At 41.9% G+C, this 26,675-nt stretch carries 20 protein-coding genes; 4 read left to right on the forward strand and 16 right to left on the reverse strand.

The window, feature by feature from the left end; genetic code table 11:
* Positions 1-252, reverse strand: a 252-nt coding sequence (locus GXZ17_RS00645; RefSeq protein ID WP_409375360.1) for a Tfp pilus assembly protein FimT/FimU, incomplete at its 3' end; no start/stop codon positions are given.
* 814 nt (positions 253-1,066) lie between these two features.
* Here GXZ17_RS00645 and GXZ17_RS00650 point away from each other — a divergent pair.
* On the forward strand, positions 1,067-2,587 hold the full coding sequence (locus GXZ17_RS00650) for an IS1634 family transposase (protein ID WP_409375361.1): 1,521 nt from the start codon (positions 1,067-1,069) through the stop codon (positions 2,585-2,587).
* A 600-nt stretch (positions 2,588-3,187) separates the two neighbouring features.
* Here GXZ17_RS00650 and GXZ17_RS00655 read toward each other — a convergent pair.
* The 3 genes from GXZ17_RS00655 to GXZ17_RS00665 are packed head-to-tail and all read right to left on the reverse strand — an operon-like array spanning position 3,188 to position 4,700.
* Positions 3,188-3,754: a flavodoxin family protein gene (locus GXZ17_RS00655; protein ID WP_409375362.1), complete on the reverse strand. Its 567-nt coding sequence runs from the start codon at positions 3,752-3,754 to the stop codon at positions 3,188-3,190.
* 32 nt (positions 3,755-3,786) lie between these two features.
* Complete coding sequence (locus GXZ17_RS00660; RefSeq protein WP_409375363.1) at positions 3,787-4,311, reverse strand: ferritin family protein; 525 nt, start codon at positions 4,309-4,311, stop codon at positions 3,787-3,789.
* The gene (locus tag GXZ17_RS00665) at positions 4,308-4,700 is read right to left on the reverse strand and encodes a DNA polymerase ligase N-terminal domain-containing protein (protein ID WP_409375364.1); all 393 of its coding nucleotides are present in this window, start codon (positions 4,698-4,700) and stop codon (positions 4,308-4,310) included. Before GXZ17_RS00665 ends, GXZ17_RS00660 begins: the two co-directional genes overlap by 4 nt.
* Positions 4,701-5,264: 564 nt before the next feature.
* Between GXZ17_RS00665 and GXZ17_RS00670 the strand changes: the two genes are divergently transcribed.
* Positions 5,265-6,482: a 2,3-bisphosphoglycerate-independent phosphoglycerate mutase gene (locus GXZ17_RS00670; protein ID WP_409375365.1), complete on the forward strand. Its 1,218-nt coding sequence runs from the start codon at positions 5,265-5,267 to the stop codon at positions 6,480-6,482.
* A 25-nt stretch (positions 6,483-6,507) separates the two neighbouring features.
* On the opposite strand, the gene hydE is transcribed toward GXZ17_RS00670, so the two are convergent.
* The 10 genes from hydE to GXZ17_RS00720 form a co-directional block, all read right to left on the reverse strand.
* On the reverse strand, positions 6,508-7,587 hold the full coding sequence (hydE, locus tag GXZ17_RS00675) for a [FeFe] hydrogenase H-cluster radical SAM maturase HydE (protein WP_409375366.1): 1,080 nt from the start codon (positions 7,585-7,587) through the stop codon (positions 6,508-6,510).
* 422 nt (positions 7,588-8,009) lie between these two features.
* Positions 8,010-9,014, reverse strand: a complete 1,005-nt coding sequence (locus tag GXZ17_RS00680; protein WP_409375367.1) for a uroporphyrinogen decarboxylase family protein — start codon at positions 9,012-9,014, stop codon at positions 8,010-8,012.
* Positions 9,015-9,363: 349 nt separating this feature from the next.
* Positions 9,364-10,209 carry a carbohydrate ABC transporter permease gene (locus GXZ17_RS00685; RefSeq protein WP_409375368.1) on the reverse strand — a complete coding sequence of 282 codons (846 nt, stop codon included), beginning with the start codon at positions 10,207-10,209 and terminating at the stop codon, positions 9,364-9,366.
* A 15-nt stretch (positions 10,210-10,224) separates the two neighbouring features.
* On the reverse strand, positions 10,225-11,103 hold the full coding sequence (locus tag GXZ17_RS00690; protein WP_409375369.1) for a carbohydrate ABC transporter permease: 879 nt from the start codon (positions 11,101-11,103) through the stop codon (positions 10,225-10,227).
* Positions 11,104-11,162: 59 nt separating this feature from the next.
* Positions 11,163-12,791 (reverse strand): ABC transporter substrate-binding protein, encoded by a 1,629-nt coding sequence (locus tag GXZ17_RS00695; protein WP_409375370.1) that lies wholly within the window; start codon positions 12,789-12,791, stop codon positions 11,163-11,165.
* A 180-nt stretch (positions 12,792-12,971) separates the two neighbouring features.
* Positions 12,972-13,370, reverse strand: a complete 399-nt coding sequence (locus tag GXZ17_RS00700; protein ID WP_409375371.1) for a secondary thiamine-phosphate synthase enzyme YjbQ — start codon at positions 13,368-13,370, stop codon at positions 12,972-12,974.
* 11 nt (positions 13,371-13,381) lie between these two features.
* On the reverse strand, positions 13,382-15,316 hold the full coding sequence (locus GXZ17_RS00705; protein WP_409375372.1) for an ATP-binding protein: 1,935 nt from the start codon (positions 15,314-15,316) through the stop codon (positions 13,382-13,384).
* Complete coding sequence (locus GXZ17_RS00710) at positions 15,309-16,382, reverse strand: hypothetical protein (RefSeq protein WP_409375373.1); 1,074 nt, start codon at positions 16,380-16,382, stop codon at positions 15,309-15,311. Before GXZ17_RS00710 ends, GXZ17_RS00705 begins: the two co-directional genes overlap by 8 nt.
* Positions 16,355-19,489: an AAA family ATPase gene (locus GXZ17_RS00715; protein ID WP_409375374.1), complete on the reverse strand. Its 3,135-nt coding sequence runs from the start codon at positions 19,487-19,489 to the stop codon at positions 16,355-16,357. The genes GXZ17_RS00710 and GXZ17_RS00715 overlap by 28 nt, the downstream gene beginning before the upstream one ends.
* Positions 19,476-20,630: an exonuclease SbcCD subunit D gene (locus tag GXZ17_RS00720; RefSeq protein ID WP_409375375.1), complete on the reverse strand. Its 1,155-nt coding sequence runs from the start codon at positions 20,628-20,630 to the stop codon at positions 19,476-19,478. The genes GXZ17_RS00715 and GXZ17_RS00720 overlap by 14 nt, the downstream gene beginning before the upstream one ends.
* 664 nt (positions 20,631-21,294) lie before the next feature.
* On the opposite strand from GXZ17_RS00720, the gene GXZ17_RS00725 reads away from it, so the two are divergent.
* Positions 21,295-22,293, forward strand: coding sequence for a CehA/McbA family metallohydrolase (locus GXZ17_RS00725; protein WP_409375376.1), 999 nt, complete (start codon positions 21,295-21,297; stop codon positions 22,291-22,293).
* Positions 22,294-22,345: 52 nt separating this feature from the next.
* On the opposite strand, the gene radC is transcribed toward GXZ17_RS00725, so the two are convergent.
* Positions 22,346-23,263, reverse strand: coding sequence for a RadC family protein (radC, locus tag GXZ17_RS00730; protein ID WP_409375377.1), 918 nt, complete (start codon positions 23,261-23,263; stop codon positions 22,346-22,348).
* Between the two features lie 308 nt (positions 23,264-23,571).
* Between radC and GXZ17_RS00735 the strand changes: the two genes are divergently transcribed.
* On the forward strand, positions 23,572-25,422 hold the full coding sequence (locus GXZ17_RS00735) for a phosphodiester glycosidase family protein (RefSeq protein WP_409375378.1): 1,851 nt from the start codon (positions 23,572-23,574) through the stop codon (positions 25,420-25,422).
* 5 nt (positions 25,423-25,427) lie between these two features.
* Here GXZ17_RS00735 and GXZ17_RS00740 read toward each other — a convergent pair whose 3' ends face one another.
* Positions 25,428-26,090 carry an HAD family hydrolase gene (locus tag GXZ17_RS00740; RefSeq protein WP_409375379.1) on the reverse strand — a complete coding sequence of 221 codons (663 nt, stop codon included), beginning with the start codon at positions 26,088-26,090 and terminating at the stop codon, positions 25,428-25,430.
* Positions 26,091-26,675: the final 585 nt, after the last annotated feature.

Genomic DNA, 26,675 nt, shown 5'->3' on the forward strand with positions numbered 1-26,675 from the left:
ACCTCGATAAATAAAAAGATCCTGGGCGGGATCAAAGGTGATTTTGGTAGTGGCTCCGGTTCGTAACGCTTCTATCTTAGCTAAACGTAAATCACTTGCTATTCTCTGAGCAGTAAGTCTACCTAAGAGGGAAGTTTGCCAGTTGAGTAAGTGAGGGAAAGAAAAAGCTGAAATTATCGAAATGATGGAAATTACTATTAAGAGTTCGAGGATAGTAAAACCTGATGAGAATTTTTCCGGATTTATTTCCATTTCTTTCCCTGTTTCTTTTATTTATGGAACATATTATACGCCTTTTCTAAGTTTTTCCACAATTGGATGCTATATTTTAGCAAATTTTTGATATTTTTCGGAGGAGCAAAAAATTCGATAAAGAGCAGAAAATACATTTTTCTCCCATCTATGTTTGTTCTATAGCTCTTATTAATTGATGCTCTCATTTCCCTGATGAGATGAGAAGGAAATATCTATTCCCTTTGTTTTTATTCTGCCTCTCATAGATCAATTAATTATATTTTGACACCTTTTTTAAATCCTGAAGCACAAAAATATTTTTTTCAAAACCCTCTCTTAGAGGGTGTTGGGTAAAATTTAAAATTTTACCAAATCCTGGCTATTTAAGTTTTAAAATTTTACCAAATTTAGATCGGAATTCTTAACCCAACTTGCGCCTTTTTCTCAGAAAAACCTCCTATTTTCAGGTATGCTTGAGATATAGATCCTTGGTTTATCAGCTTTTTTTCTTAGTAAGTTATCTAAAAACCCTTTGTAGTCCCAGAATTATTATGAGAGTTATAGAGTAGGTGGTAAACCCCGTCACCGGACTATCCTTAACCTGGGTTCTTTAGAGGAATTACCTAACCCAAAGGACCACAAGCTATTAGCTGATAGAATTGAGCAGATTCTCTGAGGAGAACAACCTTTATTTCCCCCCGAGAATGAAACAGTAGAACGACTAGCTCACTACTATGCTCAGCAGATCATCGACCAGAAGCTGGTAGATGTCTCTTCCAGTAAACCTGGAAAAAAGAGAGAAGATTTAGTAGAAACCTCTGATTATCAGCTGGTGGATGTCAATTCTCTATCTCATGAGAGAGTGCGGGAGATAGGAGCAGAGTGGCTCTGTCACCAAGCTGTGGAGCAGTTAGGTTTAGAGCACTGTCTTCAATCTCTGGGTTGGGAGAGGAAATGGATAGAGAGAGCTTTAATATACTTGATAGGTCGCTCAGTTTATCCAGCATCAGATCGAGAGACGGCCCAGTGGTTACAGCAAAACAGTGGTGTAGGTGAACTATATCATCTTCCTCCTGGTAAAGTTACCCGTTATCACCTTTATGAGGTGAGTAAACGTCTGTATAAGCAGAAAACAGAAATAGAAAGTTACTTAAGACGGAGAACTGGAGAGCTATTTTCCTTAGAAGATCAGATCTGGATATATGACTTAACCAACACCTACTTTGAAGGAGAGAAAGAAGGTAGTGAGAAAGCTCACTATGGTAGAAGCAAAGAAAAGCGTAGTGATGCCAAACTACTCTCTTTAGCTTTAGTGGTAGATAGGTATGGCTTTGTAAAGTACAGTAGGATATATGAAGGAAACATTAGAGATAGCAAAACCTTACAAAAGACCATAGAAGATCTGAGAGGAGAAGAAAACAATAAGGTAGGTAAACAAGTAATAGTTATGGATGCTGGGATAGCTACAGAAGATAATTTAGCTTTTCTCCGAGAGTTGGGCTATGACTATGTCTGTGTCCCTTTAAGTAAACCAGATACTAAACTGCCGGCAAGGGAAGAAGAAGAGCTCTCCACTTTCCCAGATCAGCGAGGTAATCAAATCCAGGCTCGGTGGGTTAACTTTCCCGGAGAAGAAGATAATTTCCTCTATCTAGAAAGTGAAATGAAGGAGAAGAAGGAAAAGAGTATCCAGGAGCTCCATTGTTTAAGATATGAAGCTGGACTGCAGGCCATAAAAGATGGAATAGAAAAAAAAGGAGGAATAAAGAGAGTAGAAAAAGTATATGAGCGGTTAGGGAGGCTGAAGGAGAAGTATCCCTCAGTTCACAGGCTTTATGAGGTTAAGCTAAAGAGTGAAGGGGGAATAGTAAAAGAGATAAGCTGGCAGAAAGTAAAAGAGAGAAGTAGAAAGCCCGGAGCTTACTTTATCCGTACTACCTTACGAGATGAAGATGAGCATACAGTATGGGATATATACAATACTATAAGAGAGGTAGAAGCCAGCTTCCGGACTCTAAAGACTGACCTGCGGGTAAGACCGATATATCAAGAGCAAGATAAAGCCAGTGAAGCCCATATATATGGTGCTGTATTAGCCTATACCCTGGTAAACAGTATTCGTCATCAGCTTAAAGCTCGAGGGATAAACTATGATTGGAGCACTATAGTGAGGATAATGAACAGCCAGAAGATAGTAACCAGCTCTCTACCCACTCAATCAGGGAAGACGATATACCTCAAAAAATGCAGTGAACCAGAAGAAGAGGTAAGAAAAATATATCAGGCATTAAAGTATAGAGATAGACCATTCTGGCAGAAAAAATCCGTGTTACCAGAAAATGGGAGTCCTTAAAAAGAAAAGCCTGTTATAGCGCTAATTTCTGGCACTTATAGCGCAAGTTGGGTTAAGGAAGAAGTAGCTGAATTATCAGATACATCATTATCAAAGGGGAAAAGAGGAAGAAAATAAATCAGAATATCGAGACTGTGCATCAGGAAAGGCAAAACCTAAAGATGAAAGATGGGAGTATATATTTTAGGAAGGGTAAGAACGGAAGAACCATTCCGCACTAAACTCTTATAAACCCCCTTCTCGTCTGTCGCCTCTGAATGTATCCATCGGAGGTCCATAGTATTTAAAAGCATTTGGATTCCCGACTACTGATTTCAGGAATGACGTAAAAGGGGCCGTTACTCCAGAATGGTTCAGAATAATAAGGGGGAAAGCCCCTTTATAACGCCTCTTAAAACGATAAAAAGCAAAAACTGCTGAGGAAAAAAGCTTCCTCAGTAAAAACATATAGATGCCTGATTAGAGGTTTCAGGCATGACAGAAAAGAGCAAGAGGAGGAGAACTCTCGGGGTTACCACGCACTAGACACCAGGTATGAAAGAAAAATGGCGCGCTAATAGAGGGAATTACCATGCCTTTTGCGGTCAAATATAAAAACTCTCAACCATTTTTGGAGCTCAAAAAACTTCTCCCCGCTTCCTTAATCTCTTCTAAACACTCCTGGCATTCTCCAATAGCTCCTTTTTGGTCAAAACCCCGGAAAAAAAGACCTCCTCTATATTCACATCCCCAGGCATCGAAAAAATACCTGGTGGTTAAAACTATTCCCTCAAAAAGTTTTCCTCCACTAGTGGCTCCTACTGCAAGCAAGAAACCCTCCTTGGGCTTAAACTTCTCTCCCATTTTATATTTCCTGGACCAGAAAACCTGCGCTCTATCCACCAGCGCTTTCAGAGAAGCAGGAAAACCATAAAAGAAAACTGGAGAACTTAAGACCACCTTATCGGCCTCGAGTAATTTTTCTCCTACCTCATCCATATCGTCTCTTAAAATGCATCTTCCCATAGCCTCACAAAACCGGCATCCTCGACAAAACCCTAAGTTGAGCCGTGAGGGAACTATCCATTCTAAAGAGTGAAGGGAGTCCCTCGGGGAAAGAAAAGCATCCAGCATTATATCGCTATTCCCCCCTCGCCGGGGACTCCCCATAATGGCCACAATTTTCATACTTTCAGATCATCCCCTCCCCCGAGGAGTTCTCAACCTCCCTCAAAAATGGGTTTTTCCTCTCGGTAATACCAGGAGGTCGGGTTACTCAAGTATTCATAGGTGTTAAACAGAAGGTTATAGTGACGATATTCCTCGGAAGCTAAAAAATCTAAAAACTCCCGTACTTTTCCATCTTCTACTTCTTTACTTTTTTCCACGTAGAATTGATGGGATTTCGATTCCAGATCCATAGAGGTCTGGATCACATCCAGCTCTTGAGCGCTGGGAGTTATAAGCTCGTCCATATTTTTCCGAGCCTCGGTAAAAATATTATCAAAATATTCTCGAGCAGGCTTTCTAATGCCTCCCCAATTTTCTACGGCGAATTCTTCTCCTTTGGTTACCTTATTATACCCTTCCTTAATGCGTTCGATATGCACTAATTCCTCATCGGCCAACCTTTTCAGCACCTCTTTACTTAAAGGGCTACTTACTCTCTCATAGCCCTCTAAGTAAAACTGACGACCGTCTTCTTCCATTTTAAGAGCTTGCTCCAGAACTTCTTGAATGGTCAACTGACATCCTCCTTTCTTTTAATCAATAACCATTGCCGGTTATCATCTGCTTTACTACCTTTAGTTCGAATTAAAGCATATTTTCCCTTAACTTTATTCCCCTTCAGTTCCAACAAAATCTCATCTTCCTCCCATTTATCGGCAAGGTAATATCCTCTATCCCAGATTTTAACTTTCCCCTTCCCATAACCTTCGGTAATTTCCCCTTCAAAGTCAGCGTAATCTAAATCATGGTCTTCCACCTCTATGGCTAACCTTTTCTCTCCTGCATTTTGGGGAATAGAACGGGGAATTGCCCAGCTTTTTAAAACTCCGTCTTTTTCCAGACGGAAGTCAAAATGATGACGAGAAGCCCAATGCTCCTGAATAACAAAAATTTTTTCTTCCATTTTTCACCCCCTTCAATTGTATCATGTTTTTGGCTTTCAGTGATTAGCCTCAAATATAATATCGAAGCTCCTTTATTCTATTAGTAGAGAGAGTAAGGAGATGTTTCAGCAAATTAGAGTATAGTTGATCACAAAAAACAGTTGTAACCTACTTCCCCCGGGGGTAGGAAACCCATTTTTTAAGGGAGGTTATAGAGAGTTTTCCCCTCATACTGAGGGGTATTATCCTCTTTATAATTTTGTCATTCCCAAAATCAGTAGTCGGGAATCTAAAGGTGTTTGCCCTTAAGTAATTTGGATTCCTGGTAGAACCATTCAGGAATGACGGGCAAGGGGAGGGTAGAGACATTCAGGAATGACGGACAACGGGATGATAGAGGCTTTCAGGGGTAGGTTTAAAACGGCTCGAAAGTTACCGGGGTGGCAGATGAGGCATTAAGGAATAATAGCCACGCCGTTTTATTCCGGCTATGGGCGCCAAGGAAAGATGTAAGAAAAAAATAGGGAATTCGGGAGTTAACTGTGGTAATATAAGGGGAAAATAAGAGGAAGGAGATAGTGAAAATGCCTGAGGTATTAGAAAATTTAAAGAGCCTTCTCAAAAAGGCAGAGAGCAAAATGGTGCTTCTTGTAGCCGATGGCTTAGGCGGAGTTCCTCACCCCGATTTTGGCTATCAAACAGAATTGGAAGCAGCTCGAACTCCCAACCTGGATGAGTTAGCTAAGAAGAGCGCCCTGGGGTTAATGACTCTGGTAAACCATGGCATCACACCGGGAAGCGGCCCAGGGCATATCGGGTTATTCGGCTACAATCCCGAAGAACTTACCATTGGTCGAGGAGTATTAGAAGCTCTGGGAGTAGGTTTCCATCTTCAACCCGGAGACATTGCTGCTCGGGCTAACTTTGCCACCCGTGACGAGAGAGGTATCATAGTGGATAGAAGAGCAGGGCGCATTTCTACTGAAGAATGTACCCGGTTAGTAGAGAAAATTTCCCGGGAGATAAAAGAAATTGAAGGAGTAGAGATAATCTTAAGACCGGGTATGGAGCATAGATTTGTCCTGATTTTACGAGGAGAGGGTTTGAAAGAAGGAGTTAGAGACACCGATCCTCAAAAGGAAGGACTTCCTCCTTATGAGCCCCAGGCGCTGGATGCGGAAGCTGAAAAAACTGCTCGAGTTTTAAAGCTCTTTTTAGAGAAAGCTCATCAAATCATCAAAGATGAACCTAAAGCTAATACCATTCTAATGCGTGGCTTTTCTCAATCTCCACATATTGAGAAATTCCCGGAACGTTATGGAGTGAGAGCTTTAGCTATTGCTGTTTATCCTATGTATAAAGGAATTTCCCGGCTTTTCGGCTTTGATACCCCCGATGTGACAGGAGATTTTCAGGATGAGGTAAAGCTTCTCCGGGATAAGTGGTTTGATTATGACTTTTTCTTTTTGCATTATAAAGATACCGATAAAGCAGGAGAAGATGGAGATTTTAAGAAAAAAGTGGATAGGATAGAGCACTTAGATCAATTCATTCCCCAGGTTCTCGCTCTGCGTCCTGATGTTCTTGCTATCACTGGAGACCACTCTACTCCCTCCCTTTTGCACAGTCATTCCTGGCATCCTTCGCCAGTTCTCCTTTACTCTAAATATGCAGGAGTTAGCACAGGTACGCGCTTTACCGAAAAAGAATGTGCTCACGGATATTTAGGACAGTTCCCGTCTCGGGCTCTTATGAGTCTAATGCTCGCTAACGCCCTACGGCTAGGTAAATTTGGAGCTTGAAAAAGCCAGGTGGCGAGGCATATAACTATCTTCTTCCAGCCTCGCCACTCCCCGAAGAAACTCGATTTCCATAGCCAGTAGATACCACTCTCCCTTTTCTCTCTATCATCTTTTTAACTTCTAAAAGATAATTTTCCCAGGATTCTTCGATACCCTTCCCGGGATAAATGATATATCTACTCTGATAAAAAGAGGGGGTAAAATTGGGCATAAAGACGTTGGCTCCGCAGGAGAGTGCCTTTTCTCTTCCTCCGGGAATAAGCGTTCCCAAAGCAGTGGTAGCAGGAAGATTAGAGGTTTTAGTGAGGACGCGGGTGAGAGCCAGAACTTTTAAAGTGAGAAGGTATTTTCCCTCAGGGTTGGAAACCTCCTCCCCTAAGGGAGTATCGGGGTTGGGGATAAAAGGGCCAATGCCAATCATATCAAAATCCCACTCCTGAAATTTTTTGATATCTAAAGCCAAAGACTGAAGAGTCTGATAAGGAAGCCCTACCACATTCCCACTTCCCACCTCGTATCCTAATTCTTTGAGGGTTCTCTGGCACTCGAGGCGCTGGTCAAAATCATCATCAGGATGAAGCTTTGCAAAAAGCTCTCGATCAAAAGTTTCCTGTTTCAGGAGATATCGATCCGCTCCGGCATCTCTCCAGAGAGCATACTCCCAGGGCTCTCGCTCTCCGATACTCAAAGCCACCGCTACATCAAGTTTTTTAATCCGGTGAATGAGAGAAGCTAAACTTTTAGCATCGTAAGCGAGGTCTTCTCCCGACTGAAGCACGATGGTTTTCAGCCCCTGCAGAGCGATTTTTTCAGCGAGGTTATAAAGTTCTTCCAGAGACATCCTGTATCTTTTAAGCTTCCGGTTATCCCGGCGCAATCCACAATAGAGACAATTTCTACGGCAAAAATTGGAAAACTCTACTAAACCTCGAAGATGAACCTCTTCTCCCACATACTTTTTTCTCTTCTCATCAGCAAGATAGAAAAGTTGCTCTTCCACCTTTCTATCTCTACACCCGAGAAGAATGACTATCTCTTCCTGAGTGAGGTTTTCTTCTCGATCTAACTTATTTAATAAGTCCCATTCTTTTCCGCTGTTTCTCATTTTTATTCCTACTCTTTTTTTCCAGTTTAAAGGAAAAGAGCGAATAATCTGTATTGGAAAAATTAAGGTTCTTCTCCCAAATGGTTGATAGAAAAGCTAAATAAAGATGAACATTACTTGCTTTTCCGGGTAAAGTATTTGTGCCAGCAAAACCAATCCAGAGGAGCAAAGTGATCCCCCGGATAAAGCTTAATCCATTCTTTGATTTTTGTCGAGCAAGGTGAAAAAACAGCCTTTCGATCAAGAAATCAAGAAAAAAACGGTGAATATTACTATTTGCCCGGATAAACATTATACAAGCTCATTAATCATTAAAGATTGATTTCTCTGCAAGGATGCCGCAGATGGGGATAATAGCACACTCCTTACAAAAAACGAAAAAAGGGCTATAAGGAGAAGTATCCCTCTATGGTTCTCTTCCTTTATTTCCCCCAGTTTCTTCCCGCCTGGAAAAAAGCATCGATATTCTCCAGAGGTACATCCTGAGGCAAATCACAACCAGTACTCAAAATAAAAGGAGGGAAATCTCTCATGCTTTCTAAAAGGTCCCAGGTTTCGTCATAAACCTCTTGAGGGGAGCCAAACAACATTTTAACCGGGCTCACGTTACCCATAAGGAGAATGTCTTCCCCCGTTACCTGAGATGCTTCCCTCATATCTACCAGACTATCCAGGCTCAAACCTGTTACTCCTGAATCTACCATCTCTTCCAGAAGATGAAAGGTGTTACCACACACATGAAGAGTAATCTCCACATCATCCAGAATTCCTACCATTTCTCGATAAAAGCGAGAAATGGTCTGGCGAAATTGCTGTGGACCAAAAATTACCGCGGTAGGGTCTAAAGCCATGATAGAATCTGCCCCATTTTCTCGCAAAGCCTGAGCATATCTCATAACTACTTGATGAGAAAATTCCAAAACCTCTTCAAAAAAATCTGGTTCCAGAATACTTTTAATTGCTAACTGATTAGCTCCCATTAATAAACCTGACAAGGTTAAAGGGCCTATAACGTAAGCTCCCACCGGGCAGGGGAAGGCGGCTCGCATATGCTTTAGGGTTTCTAAATAAACGATAACTCTTCCATAACCCAGAATATCAATTTTGCGAAATTTATCCAGATCGTCTTTGCTCTTTACGAGATGAGCTTCCACCGAAGGAGTTTCCTCTAAAGGAAAACGAACTGGCAACCCCAGAGCGCTGGCTTCCACCGATAAGTCCATGAGAAAAAACATGGCATCAGGACGAAAGCGGTCATAAAGACGGCTCAGGGAACGAAATTGTACCAAGTGATTAAACTGATTTTGCTTGATGGTAGTTCCGGTGAGCTGAAGACCAGAGTATCCAAAAAGAGGAACAATAGCACGCTTTCCCTTCTCATAAAAACGGAGAGCTAAATCATACAGAGAATCAGCATTCTTTCTCATTTCCACCACCCACAATTTATATAAATCATTTAATTATTCTACCTATTTTAATTCGCTCTCTTTCTCTGGTCAAGATAGTAAATGGGTTTTTTACGCGGTTCTTTTACGCCATAGGTTGTTTTTATTTTTTCAGAGTGATAGGTGGGTCGAGGATGTAACATCTTCTCGCAATTTTACTTCGCTACCAAAAGCCAGCTTTTTCCCTGTATCACGGACTGCTTATTCTTCTCTTCAGAGCACTATGAGAGGGGCGAATACCCCCCCATAGTGCCTACAAATGAGCATAAGAGCCGAAAGAATAAGTATAAAAATTAAAACTTTTAACAAAGTTTATTGCTATAGAAAACTATCAACCCTTTACCGCACCAAAAGTGAGGCCTTGCACTATATAGCGCTGCACGGTGAGAGCCAGAATAGTAGGAGGAACAACAGCCATAAGCATACGAGTAGCAACATACCAGAATTGAATTCCCTGAGTATCCTGAGTACCAGCAATTAAAACGGTCATGGGAACAGCCTTAGAATAGGACATAATGAAGGCAAAAAGAAATTCATTCCAGGCGAAAGCAAAACAAATAATTCCTGCCGCAACCAAAGCGGGGGCAGCCAAAGGTAGGGCAATGCGACTGAAAACCTGGAAACGAGAGCAACCATCTACTAAAGCCGATTCTTCTATCTCTTCAGGGAGGTCTCGAAAGGCATCTCTGGTTACCAAAACAGCAAAGGGAATGCCAAAAGTAGCATTTATCAGTACTAAGCCTACCACTGAGTCAATCAGGCCTAAAGTTTTAAATATAAGGAAAAAGGGGATAACTACTGCCGCGGGAGGTAAAAACCGCTGGGAAAGAATCCACATAGTTATATCCCGGTTTTTAACCCGGTGATACTTATAACGGGCTAAACCATACCCGGCTAAAGCACCAATAAAAAGAGCAACAAGAGCTGAACACACTCCAATTATGAGCGAATTTTTCAATCCTCGCTTGATCTCTTGACCCCGCATCTGAAGCTCAGAACGCCAATTTTCTGAAGTGGGTTCAAATTGAACAAAGGGAATAAAAGATAATCTAAAAACATCAGCTGGTTTTTTAATCGAGGTTATTACCGCCCAGTAAAAAGGGAAAAGCATCCAGACCACAGCTACAATTACCGCTATCCACAAGATAATATTAGTCCACCGACGTTTCTTTCTCATTAGTCGCTTCCCCCTTTAATCATAGTTTGAACCGTAACGACGGAAAAAGATTTGACTGACTGCCAGAACCATAAGAAGCAGAATCACTGCCGTAGCCGTAGCCACGCCTAAATTTTGGTCCCTCAGGCCACTTGTGTAAACATTAAAAGTTAAAGTTCGCGTGGCCAGACCCGGACCTCCATTAGTTAAAGCAAAAGGCAAATCAAAAACTTTAAAAGCTTCCACAGTACGCAAAATGATTACTGTTCCAAGAGTGGGACTGATAAGAGGTAAAGTTATATGGCGAAATATTTCCCAACCTGAAGCACTATCCAGGCTAGCTGCTTCGTAAAGGTCTCGAGGTGCAGCCTGCAGAGCAGCTAATAAAACCAGAAAGGCAAAGGGAGTCCACTGCCACACATCAGCAATCAAGACCGAAACCAGAGCCCACCGGGGATGAGAAAGCCAGGGAATAGCATTAGCTCCTAAAGCGTGTAAAAAATTGTTAACCGGTCCTCCTTCCTCGTAAAGGATAATCATAAACATATATCCCAGAGCCACAGGAGCGGTGAAAAGAGGAGTGGTACAAATAGTGCGAAAAAACTGCACCCCTTTCATTTGCCGATTAAAAAGAAGAGCAAGCAATAAGCCCAGACCTACAGTCAGTAAAACGCTTAAAACCACAAAAGTTATGGTTACCCGGAAAGCATTCCAAAAACGATAATCGGAAAGAACATAGATATAATTTTCTAAACCTACAAATTTAGTAACTCGCAAAAAGCGGGAACCATGAAAGCTCAAATAAAGGGTATAAAGAAGAGGAAAAATAGTAAAAACCAGTAGCCAAATAATAGCTGGAAAAATAAAAAAATGTTTTCCCTGCTCTTTAAGAGGAACTCTTTTTTTCCTATTCAACCCCAGTTCACCTTCTTTCTCTTGAAAGAGGCGGTGAGCTCACCGCCTCTTTCAATGCTTTACTCGCCACTATAACCAATGGCTTCCTTATAAAGCTCTTTTTGTTCTTCCCTACCCAGCTGATCGGTAATCCTGTTCCAATCTTGAGCTGCCCTGTTCCAGGCTTCCTGAGGAGTAGCCTGACCGGTGAGAGCTTCCGACATATGAATATCTAAACTCTCAATGTAATCAGCCGCTCCGGCAATTCGAAGATAAGGAACACTACGAGGATATTCAAACCATAGAGTATAATAAGCATCCAAAAACTGAGTTATATCTTCAGCATCATATCCTGTGATGGTATAGTCCTCAATTTTGGCCTTGCCTGCTGGTTCTAAGAAATCATAAGTAGTTCCAGGATCAATTCCTGTCCAACCCCAGGCCACGTTCCAGTGGTTAATTTCTGGAGTAGCTTGCCAGGAAAGGAAGTGAGCAATCATGTCAGGGTCTTCAGCATAGCTGGATATCACTCCGTGCCACGAAGCACCACACTTATTACCTACTAAGTTTGGCTCTTCTAAGGTTACCCACTGTTCACTTTCCAAATCGTACACTTCCTTGCTCCCCGGAATAGGAGCTACTCCCAGTTTACCCTGGACTACAGAAACCCGGGGGTCTTGAGAGAGCGTGCCCACATCTCCAAAGGTAAAGCACATAGCAGCATTACCCCGCAGGAAAACGTCCCAGGCTTCCCCTAATCCCCATCCCACCATGGCAGAAGGACCGGCTTTGGTGAGCTCAGTGAGCATCTCTAATGCCTTGACATGCCCCGGGGTATTGATCAAGGGTTCCATGGTTTCAGGGTCAAACCAGAATACGTTATGATAGCGAGTAATTTTAGCTGGATCGTCCCCTGGAGCAGGCATACAGACAAAAGAGCCTGCTAAAGCAATGTAGTTAAAGAAGCCTTGCTCTCCTACCTTAAGATGCATGGTAATTCCAAAATCGTCCTTTCCATCGCCATTCCAATCTTTACCGTTGAAAAATTTAGCAATGTCCAGAATTTCTTGCCAGGTAACAGGAGAAACAGGAAAATCATATCCATATTCTTCTTTGAACTCAGCCTGCCACCGAGGGTCATTAAACAAGTCTTTACGATAATAAATTACCATACCGTCATGGTCATTATTGAATCCGTACCAGTTATCTCCCCACTGTAATAGCTCTCGGATAGGAGGAGCAATGGATTCTCGATCCCATTCGGGCATACGAGGGTCATCAAAATATTTATCAATCGGTATAATCCAGTCATTGGCAATATAATCTCCATAAAAGAAGCTCGGTCCTACTATACAATCATAATTTCCGGTTCCAGTAGCAAAGTCAGTGAATATTTTAGCTTGCAGTTCTCCAAAGGGAATTTCAGCAATGTCATAAGTAGCTCCGGTAAGCTCTTCCCAGTAAGGTCGCCAGAAGTATAAAGGACCAGAAATTGCACCATGAGGACCGGAAGCTAAAACTGCAATGGTGAACTTCTTTCCTTTCCAGTCCGGATCAGGCTGTCCCTTATCTGCTTTGGCAAAAGCTTCATCAGCAGTCTTCTTCTCTAATTCGGACATTTCTTCTTGAGCAAAAGCTACCAAGCTCAAAGAAAAAAGCAATAAGATTACCAATCCCCAAAATACACTTTTCCTAAAAAACTTACTCATCTTAATTTAAGACCTCCCTTCAATTTTTCAACTCCGAGCCTAAAAAACAAAACACACTCACCTCCTTTTTTTTGAAATGTAGCTTCTACAATAAGCCCGGATTTCAAAAATTGTAACACACACCTGATTCGCTCACAAGTGCATCATCTGGCTAAAATCTTGAATATTCCAGTAAATAAGTTATTCTCCTATAACATCTACCCACACCCGGCGAGTGCGAGGGCCATCAAATTCACAGAAGAAAATCCCCTGCCAGGTTCCTAAAATTAGATTACCTCTTTCTACCAATACCGAAATAGAAGAACCTATTATGCTTGTTTTTATGTGAGCAGAAGCATTGCCCTCTAAATGCCTGTAAGGAAAATTAAAAGGCACCACCCTTCGTAGGACCTCTAAAATATCCTCTACCACGCTGGGGTCGGCGCTTTCGTTGATGGTAACTCCAGCAGTGGTATGGGGGACATAAACCACTGCCACTCCCTTTTGAATATGGGAAGAAGCAACTACCTCCTTAACCGAATTGGTGATGTCTATAAACTCTTCTTGAGAATGCGTTCTCACTGTAAATTCATTGGGCATTTTTATATCTCCTATTCTCCTAACAGTTTTTTCAACTCCTCTTCAGGAGTAAATACTACTTCCTTCCGGTATAGCTCTTCTCGGTTTTCCTCTGAAGTAGCCCAGGGAGGAAGAGGAAACTTTACCGTAAGGGGAATACGCAAAAAAGGCTGATCAATGATTACCTCTCCCGGCAAAAGAGTAGCCGCCTTATCCCGTAAATTCCCTTCTAAATGAGCGTACTCTTCTTTGTGCAGCTCGGCCAACTTCTGCCTGCCTACCACTGTAGTTGCTGCCTGAGTTATTACCCGGTAGTCTACCTGAGAAGCAGTTTGTTCTGCTCCAATTAAAACCACTCGAAAAGAACGTCCCCTCTCTGCCACATCTCGAAAGATGTTGCCTAAAGGCCCTCCTCCGGTGCGAGGAGCATATTTATTGAGCTCATCAAGGTAAACAAAAACTGGTTCAGCCAAACGCTCTCTCTCTTTCCAGTGCATTATCTCTCGCAGCACTGCTCCCACTACAAAAGCCTGCCCCTGATAGGTGAGTTTAGAAATGTCTACCACTGATATTCCTCCCGGACGGTTCCAACGCAGGTGATAGCCACCTTCTGGAACTTCTTTGACTTCCCGGTAGGGTAAGCGAGTTATATCTCTCCACAGAAGATTCAAGCCAGTACGGCGAGCAGCTCGCAGGCGGCGAGAAATAGCTAAAGTTGTGCGAGGGTCAATCTGCTCTCTCTGTAATTCCTCTCCTAATTTCCCCTCTCCTTCTAAAGATAAGCGAAGCATGGTAATAAGAGAAATCAAGTTATTAGGCAAACTAAAGCTTTCCAGAATAAGACGGGGCTCTTCTCCTGCAGCCTGTAAATAAACTCGCACTATTTCCTGGTCGGTTAACCCTTGCAAATCAATTTTCACCGGATAACTACCGCTGCGCAATTCTCGGCGGGCATCTGCAACCAGACCATCGTATTGGTCTCGCAAGAAGTCTTCAATCACAGTAACAGTTAATAGAAAATTGGGGTTCTGAGAAAGTTCCTCAGGATCAAACATCAAAGGCAAAAGTCCCAATTCCACAATATCCAGAATATCCCACCCGTAGGCCTTTACTTCTGGACGACTGTGGCGAATATGGGGAGAGCCTTTCTCATTGCGAGGAGGAACATAAACCTCCAGTTCAGAGAAAGGATGCGGTTCTACCTCAAAAAGGCGAAACATTTCTTGCCATTCGGCAAACTGCCTTCCCTCTTCTGAGTCTTTCTTCTGAGCCCTTTTCCACTCTTCATTCCAGTAATCCAGAAAAAGAAGACTCTCTCCCTTAACATTGAAAACTAAAGAACGGCTGTTAACTAATTGGTTAGAAAAAGCATTGTCCTTGACATAACGAGAGTAGTTCATCAACATCCACAGCAAAAAAGTAGCATAAGAGGTTTTGGCTGCCACTCCAGATTGACCGCTAATATTGATATGGGCTCCATTGTCTCCCAATATATATTTAAGGTCTAAATAAGCCACGTCTCCGGAAGGTAAAATCCCGCAAGGAAGAGCCCTTTTCCCCTTTCGGATTTCTGAAAATCCTAAAGCTACCTCCAGCTCTTCTCCGCAAGCCACAAACACTTTTTCCCCCGCAGGGGGAGGAAAAGAATAAGGGACAGGAACGAGGTCTTCCCCCTTTTTTTCTAAAACTCTGGTTACCACTACTTTCCCCAGATAAATGGGCACTCCTTGATAAATTCCTTCGTTATAAGCTTCTTCCTGATAACCGGTGGAGATAGTACCATCCCACTTAGCTTTCACTTCTGTAATCATCCCGTAAGCATGAAATTCTCTATCTCCCCAACGATAATCTACTCTCACCACCTGGTCCAGAGCAACAGTAGAAGAATAAGAAGAATTAACTCGAACAAAGAAGCAGTAAGGATTAATTTCTTCTAAACCGGTGACTGTGCCAATAAACTCACTCATCTTTTTCCTTCCTCCCCAAAGTTTTCCGTATGAGCCCCTGCACAAATGGAGGAGACGAAAAATATTGCCCCAGGTGCTCCTCCAGAGCAATTACAGGAAAAATATTTTCTGGTAGCCTTTTAGCCGGAAAATCAGCAGTCAAAAATGGTAAAAGAGAGACCACTCCATCAAAAAACAGAGAAAGATTATCTTTTTCCTCTGTCCATCTTTCTTTATTCAGGAGAGTTTCCAGGCGCACTAATCCTTTCCAGGGATAATTATCATCTCTTTCCACCAGGCGTGTATAGCAAAAAACTCGCAGTGTAGGTGAGTCCTTCTTTAGATAAGCGCTGAAAAAAGGAGTCCGCTCTCCTCGCTCCAATTTAAACAAAGACTCCAGGTAGGAATGAGGAAGATGTAAATCTTCAACTCTTTTTACCAGACCGCATGGTCCTACCCCGGGTTGGAATTCTGGATCTCCCTCGTGTAGCGTCCCATCTTTTATGATACAGGAAGAGCGAGAAAGCAAGTCTTTTACCACCTTGCTCTCTAAAACCTGCATAGCACTGAAAATGGCCTGCTGAGCCGCTTCTAATTCTTGAGGATATCGGGATGCACGAGCCGATTCCCAAACATGGAAGACAAATCCCGGTCCTAAAGAAAGTTCGCGAGAAACCAATTCTCCCGAAAAAAGACCCTCTGGCGCTCCTAAAACTCTCTCCAATTTAGGGGGATTTTGGGGAGAAAAACCTAAAGATAGACCCCTATCCTTCTGCCACCAGGCAAAACCTGCCGCCACTTCCCCTAAAAGCGCAGTTTTCATCAACACTATAATTCGAGCATGGATTCGCATTCTTCCATCTACTAAATATATCTCTTCTAAACCCGGGGAGGGGCGTTTCCCTGACCAGGAAGGAAAGTCTCCTTCTTCTATCTCCCATAGCTCAGAAGCAGCCAGAGAACCATCATTCTCTTCCCGGAAAAAGCGAGGGAAAGAATCTTCCTCATAAAACCAATGGTCGACTTGCGCCATTTTTTCTCGCAAAAAATCGGTTAAAGTTAAATAACTTCCTCGTTTCTCTTCCAAAAAGCTTTCCCTCCCCTGACTTCTAAATGCAAAGGAAAATAATGAGCAAAAGAGGGGTCATGAGTTACTATCCCCACCATTCGCCCATCCTGACTTAGACGTAAAATAGCATCAGCCACTAATTCTAAATGTTCCTGGTCTAAAGCAGAAAAACCCTCATCGATAAAAAGACAATCTGCCCCCCTTTCTCTGCCTACCTCCCGAAGATGAATACGGGATAAAGCCAGAGCTAAAGATAGAGCAACCAGTGTCTTTTCTCCACCAGAGCATTCGCTGGGTAAACGCTCTTCCCCTCCATAATTGTTATCCACCACCACCATCTCTGCTTTTCCCTCTTCCATCTTCATTCGTAAAAAATAGCGTCCCTGAGATAAATCTCTTAAGAACGAAGAAGCTTCTTCTTCCAGTTCACGAAAGAGAAAGCCCAGAAGATAACTACGAAAACCCCGGGCCTCCAGAGCTTTATCCAGCTGGTAGTGAAGTTCCCAATTTTTTCTTTTTTCTTGTAGCCCTTCTCTTAGCCTGTCTCGCTCTTCTATTTTAGCTTGTAAGTTCTCTATCTCTTTATCCAGGCTACCCTTCTTTTCTCTGATTTTTCCCAGCTCTTTCTGCAGCTCTTCCAATATTTCTTTCTCTTGCATCAATTGCTCTTCTGCTTCCTCTTCTTTTATCTCCAACTGCTGTATTAAGCTAATCTTTTTCTCCTGGCAATCTTGGAGAGAGTTCTCTGTTTGTTTTATTTCTCCCCCTAACCTATGCCATATCTCTTGCCAGTTACCTGCCTTTTTATCCCGTAACTGCTCAAAATATTCTGCACTCCAACCCAGGCGAGATAGCTCTTCTTGAAAAACCTTTCTTTTTTTCTCTTCTTCTTTTTGAAGCTCTTCTCCCTGTTGCAGCAACTCAGCAACCTTCTCTTCTGCTTCTTCTTTGTTCTGCCAAAGGAGCTTTAATTTCTCCTCACTTCTGCTTTCTTCTTTTCCCAGCTCTTCTAATTCCCTCGAAAGAGTTTGTAATCGCTTCGAAAATTTATCCCACAAATCACTAAATGCTTCTTCTGGAAACCGATCGTCCTCCCATCGTAAAACAGCAAAAATTTGAGAAAGTTGTTCTCTTTTTTCGGTTAAGAATTTTTCCTCTTCTTTTATGTTCTTTTCTATACTCTCTATCTTTACTTGCTCTTCGTCTTTCTCCTTTATCCTGCTTTCTATTTTAGCTTTCTTGACCTCTCTGTTTTTCTCCAATTGATAAAGATTAAAAAGTGCCTTTTCTCTCTCTCCTCTTTTTTCCTTCAAAAACCCCTCTATACTTTCTGGCTTTACAAGAGGTGGTAAATCAATGTTCTTTAGAACTTCTAAAATTCTGTTCTTTTCTTCTTCTAATTTTTTCTTTTTTTCTAATTTTTCTTCTTCTTTATCTTTTAACTCTGCTATTTTGCTTTCTTCCTGAGTTTTTTCCTGACGGAGAGAGCTTTCCTCTTCTACTAATTTTTCTCCTTGTTCCTGAAAAGAATGATAACCTTCCCAATCTACCTCCGGAAGGTTTTCTGCCTCAGAAGGAGGAGGGACATTGCTACCACAGAGAGGGCAAAATCCTTTTTCTTCCCACTCTTTTTCCAACTCCCAAAGAGCAAACTTTTTAACCATCTGGCGGTAATCTTCTTCTCTTGCTTTCTTTTCTTCCTGCCACAGTGACAGTTTTTTTCTCTTCTTTTCCCACTCTCTCTCTAACTTTCTATATCTTTCACTACTTAGCTCAATGTCTTTTTGTAAACTCTTGAGCTCTACAGCAATAAGAGAAATTTCTTTCTCCTTTTCTCCTAACTCTTTAAGAAGAGGTTCTATTTTTTCTTCTGCTTTTTCTACTTTTTGAATTATTTCTTCTTCTTTTTTAATCTTCTCTTTTTCTTCAGTAATTTTTCTCTCTAATTCCTTTTCTTCTTTTTCTTCTTTTTGTAGAATTATTTCCAGTTCTTCTATTTTTTTTCTTATTCTTTCCTTATCCTTCTCTAATTCCTGCAATTCTCTCTTTATGGCTCTGGCCTCTTCAGCTAAAGGAAGAGCTTCTCGGCGAAGTTTATCTTCATAACTTGCTAAGTTATTTTTTTTAGTCTCCTGCTCCTTAATTTTTTCTCCTATTTCTTGCAAATTTTTGCTCAGTTGAGCAATTTCTTCTTCTATTTTTGCTTTCTTTCCCAACCAAGCTTTTTTATCTTTCTCCCATTTTTCAACTCTTTCTACTACTATCTGCCAGGGTTGCCAGAAAGAAGCTTTTACTTCCCAGGCTTTTTGGATCTCCCGGTCTTCTTGAGCTTTTTTATAAGCTCTATCTCTCTCTTTTTCTAAATCATCATGCTTTTTTTGTAGCTCTTTTTCGTTATTTTTTATCTCTGTGAGCCTGTTCAATAGCTCGGTTCGCCTTTTTTTGTCTTTTTCCTCTCCAGCCAAATCTGCAGTTTTATCTTCCAAATCTTTCTTTTCTTCTTTAGCCAAGTTTAATTGCTCTTCCAAGTTTTCTTTTTCCAGCTCCTCCAATTTACTCTCTTCTGGAAGAAGCTCTCTTTCTAAAGAGCGTAATTCCTCTTTCACTCTCTCCCGAATTACATCCAGCAACTCAAGACCAAATAGACTGCTCAAAGTCTTAAATCTCTCCGCAGGAGTGGCTTCTACAAAAGAAAGGGTTTCTCCCTGAGGCAAAAATACCGAAGATTTAAAGGTGAGATAATCAAAACCCATGATTTCTTCTATTTTCTTATTCACCAGCTGCTCCCCTGAAGCTAAACCCCTCCAGACGCCATTTTCCTTTTTCTCTAAAACTGCCACCCCACCCCGGGGAGAATACTCTCTAACCACCTGGAACTCATTACCCCCCAGGAGGAATTTCAATTTCACTCGCAGGGGACCTTCGGGATATCCTCGATGAATCAATTCTCTTTTGCCTCGCTCTAAACGGATACCTCGCCCGAAGAGAGCAAAAAAAATAGCTTCCAGAATGGAAGATTTACCTGCTCCATTTGGACCCACCAAAACAAAAAAACTGGAATCAAAATCAAGGGAAAGAGACTCCAGGCCCAAAAACTTTTCTACTTCTAATTCAAGAGGTCTCACTAATCTCTCCTGCTTCCTGGTAATAGCGATAAAAAAGCTTAACCACTTCTTCTGATAAGTTTTGCTCCTGGCAATAACGAGAAAATAGTTGAGGAATAGAATCTTCGTTCACCGGAAGTGGTTCTTCTTCGACTTCCTTTTTCTCTCGAGGAATAACTTCCACCACCACTATTTGCCAGTTTTCTCCCCCCATCTCTTTTAGCTTATTGGCAAAAGCCGGGGTATAAAAATCTTCCTTGATGCGCAAACGAATATAATTCCTTTTCCCCGTCATATCTTGAGAAATTTCCTCATAAATTTCCTCTATCTCTTTTTCTTCCTTCAACTCCCAATCCCACAAATGCGCGCCAGATAAAAAATAAGGTTCCACCTTGCTTTCTTTCCCTTCCTCCAATTCCACCAGCAAAAAACTTCCCTCTTTTCCCACATGTTCAAAGCTATCCACTACCAGTGAAGAGGGATAATAAAGAGGACAGGGCGAGCGCAAAAAAGAGAAGGTGTGCAAGTGGCCCAGTGCCCCGTAGTTAAAAGCAGAAGGAATATCAGCTTTTTTCAAAAACACTTCCCGGTGAGGGTTAGCTTCAGCGTATCGGGCTAATTCTTCAATTGTAGCATGAGCTACCAGGATATTCCAGCGATCAGGAAGAAAACTTCTTTCCCACTTTTTCATCTCCTGTCTCAGTAGCTCTCGAGCTCGATCCTGGATCTCGTCTCCCCGGTAATCACCCAAAAGGCGAGCCAGACTCACGTAAGGAAGAGGAAAAACAGTGACAGGGATGCCCTCTATTTCCCGAGGAGTATAATCACGGATGATGTAAGCTTGAGGAGGAAAAATTTTTTTCAACCCTTCTATAGCATACCAATCATGATTGCCCATCACCCACACAAAAGGCGCGATATCCACCAGATGTAAAATGGTATCCACAGCCAGCTTGATGGTTTTTTTGTCGGGATGATGAGAACTGTGAAAAAGGTCTCCAGCGTGAACCACGAGGTCTACCTTTTCTCTCTCTGCTACCCCTATAAGCTCTTCCAGAGCTTCTCTTTGTTCCTCTCCTCTATCTACCTCCCGGCGGGTTTTCCAGGATACCAGGCCCAAATGCCAATCAGCAGTATGGAGAATTTTAATTTTCTTCTTCATTATCTTTTTTAGCTCCAAACCCTTGATTGTTGCAGTTTAAAACGAAAAAACCGACTACTATTGATCACGATTTATTATATCATAGAGAAATTAATTATAGTTAACCGTAAAGCCCATGGTAATGTCCCTCTTGGCACTATGTTTTCCTTCCATGCAGTAGAATCATCGTGTGGCAAGCTACCAAGAGGTCATTATGACCCTCGAATATGTCTTTTGTTTTTTTTGGGGTTATGAGGGTATGTTTTCTCCTTTATAGTCACGACAGGCTTTGCGGGTGCCATATTTTCTCCAAAGACAAATACAATGCTAATTCATTGTGAGGGTATTTAGTTTCTTTTCATTATTGTTTTAGGTCTCTTTTTCCCATCCAATTTCAAATAGTGCCATTTTTAGCCAGAAACAACTCATCAGAAAACCCCTTTTCTTCTCTTAACCTGATATATTTATTAGTGGCTACTTTCTTCTTCCATTATGCTTTAATTATGAAAGGTTTTTACGGGATACTATAAAAATGAGTTTTTGTTTTGTTCGTTATTTGCGCTCTAATAATTTATTTGTTCTGTGTTATTTTATACACGGTCTTGTTATGGAAGGGAGTTACTGAATCGGTGTGTCTGCCACATCATCTGAAAGGAGGATTTAGCTGATTAAAAGCAGTTGGTTTGTGGAAGTAAATGTTTTTATCTTGCTTGGCTTTTTGCTTGGATACGGGTTCAGACTCGAGGGTGACTATCTTTTTGCGCTTGAAGCATCTTCTCCTGATTATTTGCTTGATTTACAACCCATCCGTTCTGACCGATTTACTATTTATTCCCCTTATCCAGAAGAAGACTTTCGGTTTAAGGGGCAAATCCACTGTCACACTCAAGCATCAGATGGTGATGATACTCTGCAGGAAGTAATGGAGGCATACCAGTCTTTGGGATACCACTTTGTGGTGATTACCGACCATGATCAGATAACAAAAGCTCCTACAGTTCCCGGGATTCTATTTATTCCCGGGGTGGAAAAATCTTCTTCTTCAGGGCACATTTTGGGAATAGGAGTGAAAAGCCAAACTGACGAGATGCGGCCGGATAAAATTATTGACCATATTCAAAAGGAGGGAGGGGTAGCGATTTATGCTCATCCTAACCGATGGCCTCTGTTCAGTGGGTGGACTTTGAGAGAGTTATTATCTGTACCCGGAGCTTGCGGTATAGAGGTAATTAATGCAAAAAGATGGAGAACTAATTCGGAGAATAAATGGGACGCCTTGCTGACCCGAGGGTATCGAATCTGGGGGATGGCAGGAGCTGATTGCCACTCTATAGCCAGGGAAGCGAATCGAGCCTGGGTAGTAGTTGCAGCTCCCGATTTGCGGGAAGATAGCATCATTGCCGCCTTGCGAAACGGCCACTTCTATTCTACCGAAGGGCCGGACCTCTCAGTAAAAGTTTATCCTGATAAAATTGTGGCTTCCACAAGTAGAGAGGCCACTATCGAGTGGATTGCAAAAGAGGGAGTGAAAAGAAGGGTAATCAGAGGAGTCAAGGAAGATACCTATTTTGTTGAAGGAGATGAGGGCTACATAAGAGTAGTGGTGATTAGGAAAAGCGATAAAAAAAGAGCCTTAGGGCAACCAATTTTCATTGAAGGAGCAGGGGCAAGCTCGAAGGGTTAGCCCTTTTATTTAAGTAGATCCATTTTTCTATACTGCGGTTATGATTTTTGATTCACCCTATCAATCCTTCTTTTGCGAAACTGTAAAAATCTTCCATATTTTTGCCAATGATTACATGGTCTAACACCTTTATGCCCAGAAGCTCGCATGCCGATACAATACGATTTGTTAACTCAATATCATCCTGGGAGGGGGTGGTTTCTCCTGAAGGATGATTGTGGACCAGGATTACAGAAGATGCAGACTTTAAAGATGCAGCCCTGACAATCTCCTTAGGGTCAACAATAGTCGCATTAACACTGCCCTTGCTTATTTCAACATTATCAATGGGTTTATTTTTAATGTCCAGGAGAATGACGTTAAAAAATTCCTTTTCTTTGTCCCTCAGATAAGGAGCATAATATTCAGAAACATAGCTAATTACATCATCTGGCCTGGTTAATTTTTTCCGGGTTGAGGCTCTTTCCTGGAAAAGCCTTTTACCCAGCTCCAGCGATGCTTTGATTTGAGCTGCTTTAGCGGGACCAATCCCTTCAATTTTAGATAGTTCAGAAATTGGTGCTGCATCTATCGCTCTTAGTGACCCAAAATGGTTAAGCAAGGTCTGGCCCAGCTCTTCAGCGCTCGAGCCATTTTTCCCTGTTCTCAAAATTATTGCCAGAAGCTTGGATAACGGCAGATTTTCCGCTCCCAGCCGCGCCAGCATTTCTCTCGGCCTTTCTTCTTTTATCCATTCTTTTATAGGACGAGTTGTACGACGCTCTGCTACCTGTTTTTTAATTTCCTCTCTCAATGTTTCGCACTCATCACCTGTTTCGATATTCAATTGCTCAATGATTTCTTTCTTTTTTCCTTCGGTTAGTATCCCTTTCTTAGAACATCTCAAAAAAATCTTTCCCTTTTTGCTGCAAAAAGGATAAATAGCATTCGCAACCATAAAATCGAGGAGCTCTTCTCCGGGGCTATTCATGTCATCATCAATCTCCTTTCAACTCTCTTTTGTAAACTTAAATTTAGCTACATTTCTTGTGCCACAACAATTTTACGCTACATACAGAACTTTTGCAGACTTCAGTATTTCTGAGGCAATTCTATCGATTTCCTCGCTACAGAAGAGGTCTTCTCCCCCCTATCTCGTGAAAAGAGAATCAACAAGTTTTGCCCTGGTGTCTGCCTCGCTTAATGCTTCTATTTCGACTCCCTCGTATTTTACACAATATCTCATAAATTCGCTATTTTAATAAGGATTCTGGGCTTTGTGAGATTTTTATAAGTGGAATGGCAAAGGAAAGAGCTAATAAAATTAGCTTAAAACCATCAAAAAGACAATTGGTCTTTCCTTTTTTGAGTACTTTTGCTAAACTAATCACAGAAATGAAAAAGAAACAATTAAAGCTAATATTTCTTTTACTGGTAATTTTTTCCTTATTTTCTGTTTCTGTACAGGCTCAGGATGTTGTGGCCTGGAGAGATTTCTCTCAAGAGCTAACTCGCCTTCTCCAGCTTCCTTCAGGAAGAATTCCTGATTTTGGAGAAGGAGAAAAGCCCATAACCCGTCTTGAAGCAGCAAAAATGGTGATCCAGGCTCTTTCTTATCAAGACTTGCTCTCCTTTGTAGATACAAAAAGCGTTGCCTTTTCTGATTTATCCAACCTCTCTTCTGAAGACCAGAAGTGGATGATTCTTGCCTGTACTTTAGAGCCTCCCCTTTTCCAGGGAGATAGCACAGGGAAGCTGAGACCTAAAGACCCCCTCACTAAAAGTGAATTCCTTCAACTAAAAGAAAAGATATCCCGCTATGCCCGGGGAGATGTAAGCTGGCAAAGGGAGAAAGTTATCAATCAGTATATTACCCTCTTAGTAAAGAAAGAAGGGTTCTCTCCTTCTCCCAGTTTAGAAACCACACAGGCAAAAGGACCGTTAAGTGGACAGGTAATGCTCCAAGTAGGAGCATTTCAAGACCAGGAGAGAGCAGAGAGAACAGCTACCTGGCTCAAAGAACTGGGGTATACAACAGCTCAAGTGAAAAAGGAGGGAGACCTCTTCAAAGTAAGAATAGGTCCCTACTCTAAAGAGGAGGCCTCTCAAGTTAGTGCTCGTTTACAAAAGCAGGGCTTTGTATCTTATCAAATAACAACAGACGCTACTCCAACTGTTACCCCTACCACTCCTGTGGGACCTTTCTTCAGCGTGGGATTGCTGTTTGACCCTAATTCTCCTCTCCGATTAGAAATAGCCCTGGCTCAAGATAAAGTGTTAGAGAAAGAAAAAACCAGCGAAATTGCCCAAAGAAAAGGAGCAATTTTTGCTGTAAATGCAGGTTTCTTTGCCCAGGATGGCGATCCTTTAGGAACTCTAATGATAGATGGGAGAATCCTCAGTGAGCCTCAAGAAGGGTGGTATAGCGTCGGTATCACCGAAAATAACCAGCTGCTTTTCGGAGAGCTAAAGTTTAAAGCCCAGGCACAGGCACAAAATGGTGCCACTTATTCCATTACCGGAATCAATCGCCGTAATAATGGAAAAGAATTAGTTTTTTACGACCATTTCTTAGGGGAGAAAACTCCAAAGCAAGAAGGAATAGAAAGTATTATAGTTAAAGGAAAAGTTATAGAAACTAAAAGTAGCCAGGGGGGAACGGTTATTCCCACTGATGGGTTTATTTTACAAGGCAGGGGAGAAGCCAGCCAGTGGATGTGGAAAAATCTCATCCCCGGCTCTTCAGTTAAAGTCAAAATGTCGATATACCCTAAAGATGAGGATTGGGAGAGATGGAAAGACGTAAGGTACATTTTAAGTTCTGGCCCTCTTCTTTTCCGAAATGGACAGCCGGGACCGTTCGGTAATTTCAACGAAAAAATAGTAACTGAAAAACATCCTCGCACTGTCATTGCCCAAACTGAAGAAGGGAAGATTCTTTTTTTAGTGGTGGATGGCAGAAATCCTGCTCATAGCGTGGGGCTAACTATTCCCGAATTAGTAGAAGAATTGAAAAATTACCGGGTAGTTAACGCGCTCAACCTGGATGGCGGAGGCTCCACAACTTTTTATCTTCAAGGTCAAATCCTTAATCAACCTTCTGACCCTCTGGGAGAAAGAAAAGTTTCCAACGCTTTCATTATCCGTTAATTAATTCAAAGTGCCGGAGTTAAATCTCGCTCTCCTCTCACTATTTCTCCAATGTCCTCCGGTTCTTCTAACACAAATTCGGGGTGAAGCTCCAGAACTTTCTCCAGCTCCAGTGTCCCCCAGGAAGCCAGAGCAAAGGGAATCAAAGCTTTCTTTGCTGCTTGAATATCATAAATGCTATCACCTATAAAAATAGCTTCCTTGTTCTTTACCCCCAATCTATCCAGAGCCAAGAGAAGAGGGTCGGGATGAGGTTTAGGACGAGGGGTATCCTCAGCACAAATTATAGTTTCAAAAAAATGGTTTATCATGAAGTGGTCAAACTGATAAGACATTTCAGAGCGAATCTTAGAAGTAACCAGTGCCATTTTTAGCCCTTCCTGGTGCAGTTCTTCTATTACTTCTCTAACTCCTGAAAAAAGTCGTACTTCCCTCATACCTTCCCGAATTAATTCCTGCCAGCGAGCCACAAAAGCTCTTTCCATTTCGGGGGGAATATTCAAAGCCTTTAATGTCTCAGGGCTGGGGATGCCCACAGTAAAAACAAAAAAATCCTCTGGCTTCTCAACCCCCATAAACTCCCGAAATGCTTGAGAGATGCTCCGCAAGAATAGAGGGTTGGTGTCAGTAATGGTTCCATCTATATCAAAAATAATTGCTTTAATCAATTTATCACTCTCCAATCCTTAGATATTATAATAGTGATGTCAACAGAAAAAGAGAAAACAGCCTAACGGCGTAAGATTAAAAGATTAAAAGACCACTGAGGAAGGGGAAACATCTTCCTCAGTGGATTCCCGCCTGAATTTCGGGAATGACGGAGGGAGAGGTCATTCCTGAGCGGTTCTACGAGGAATCTAAATAATGGGAGGAGATGCTCCTATGGTTCCAAAAAGAAAAAAGCAAAAGCATGGATTCCCGATTGAAGATCTCGGGAATGACGGTGGGGGGTGGATTCCCTGAATGCCTCTATTACCCCTTGTTTGTCACCCCTGAATGGTTTTATCAGGGGTCCACAGTATTTAAAAAACATGGATGCCTCGCTAAATTTCAGGCATGACAAAAAGAGAAGCCCTCGGAGTGAGAGGAGTAGGGTGAGGGTGATTTTTCTTAAAAAATGCTTCTCTCAAAAACCCTTCCCTTACCTACTTTCTTGTAGTCAACTATAGAACTATAATGCGAGCCCTATTCCACCTTCAGCTTAAGGAGGATAGCCTGCAAATAGAATGATTTGTGTCGAGATTTTTAGTTGA

The organism is Candidatus Sordicultor fermentans (assembly GCF_012728195.1).
In the GTDB taxonomy this organism is placed as follows: domain Bacteria; phylum Atribacterota; class Atribacteria; order Atribacterales; family Caldatribacteriaceae; genus Sordicultor; species Sordicultor fermentans.

Excerpts from the sequence above, each read along its gene's own strand:
- GXZ17_RS00655 (WP_409375362.1), bottom strand. The coding sequence starts at position 3,754 with ATGAAAATTGTGGCCATTATGGGGAGTCCCCGGCGAGGGGGGAATAGC.
- GXZ17_RS00700 (WP_409375371.1), bottom strand. The coding sequence starts at position 13,370 with ATGCCCAATGAATTTACAGTGAGAACGCATTCTCAAGAAGAGTTTATA.
- GXZ17_RS00705 (WP_409375372.1), bottom strand. The coding sequence starts at position 15,316 with ATGAGTGAGTTTATTGGCACAGTCACCGGTTTAGAAGAAATTAATCCT.
- hydE (WP_409375366.1), bottom strand. The coding sequence starts at position 7,587 with ATGAGAAACAGCGGAAAAGAATGGGACTTATTAAATAAGTTAGATCGA.
- GXZ17_RS00695 (WP_409375370.1), bottom strand. The coding sequence starts at position 12,791 with ATGAGTAAGTTTTTTAGGAAAAGTGTATTTTGGGGATTGGTAATCTTA.
- GXZ17_RS00720 (WP_409375375.1), bottom strand. The coding sequence starts at position 20,630 with ATGAAGAAGAAAATTAAAATTCTCCATACTGCTGATTGGCATTTGGGC.
- GXZ17_RS00680 (WP_409375367.1), bottom strand. The coding sequence starts at position 9,014 with ATGAGAAAGAATGCTGATTCTCTGTATGATTTAGCTCTCCGTTTTTAT.
- GXZ17_RS00685 (WP_409375368.1), bottom strand. The coding sequence starts at position 10,209 with ATGAGAAAGAAACGTCGGTGGACTAATATTATCTTGTGGATAGCGGTA.
- GXZ17_RS00665 (WP_409375364.1), bottom strand. The coding sequence starts at position 4,700 with ATGGAAGAAAAAATTTTTGTTATTCAGGAGCATTGGGCTTCTCGTCAT.
- GXZ17_RS00735 (WP_409375378.1), top strand. The coding sequence starts at position 23,572 with ATGGCAAAGGAAAGAGCTAATAAAATTAGCTTAAAACCATCAAAAAGA.
- GXZ17_RS00670 (WP_409375365.1), top strand. The coding sequence starts at position 5,265 with ATGCCTGAGGTATTAGAAAATTTAAAGAGCCTTCTCAAAAAGGCAGAG.
- radC (WP_409375377.1), bottom strand. The coding sequence starts at position 23,263 with ATGAATAGCCCCGGAGAAGAGCTCCTCGATTTTATGGTTGCGAATGCT.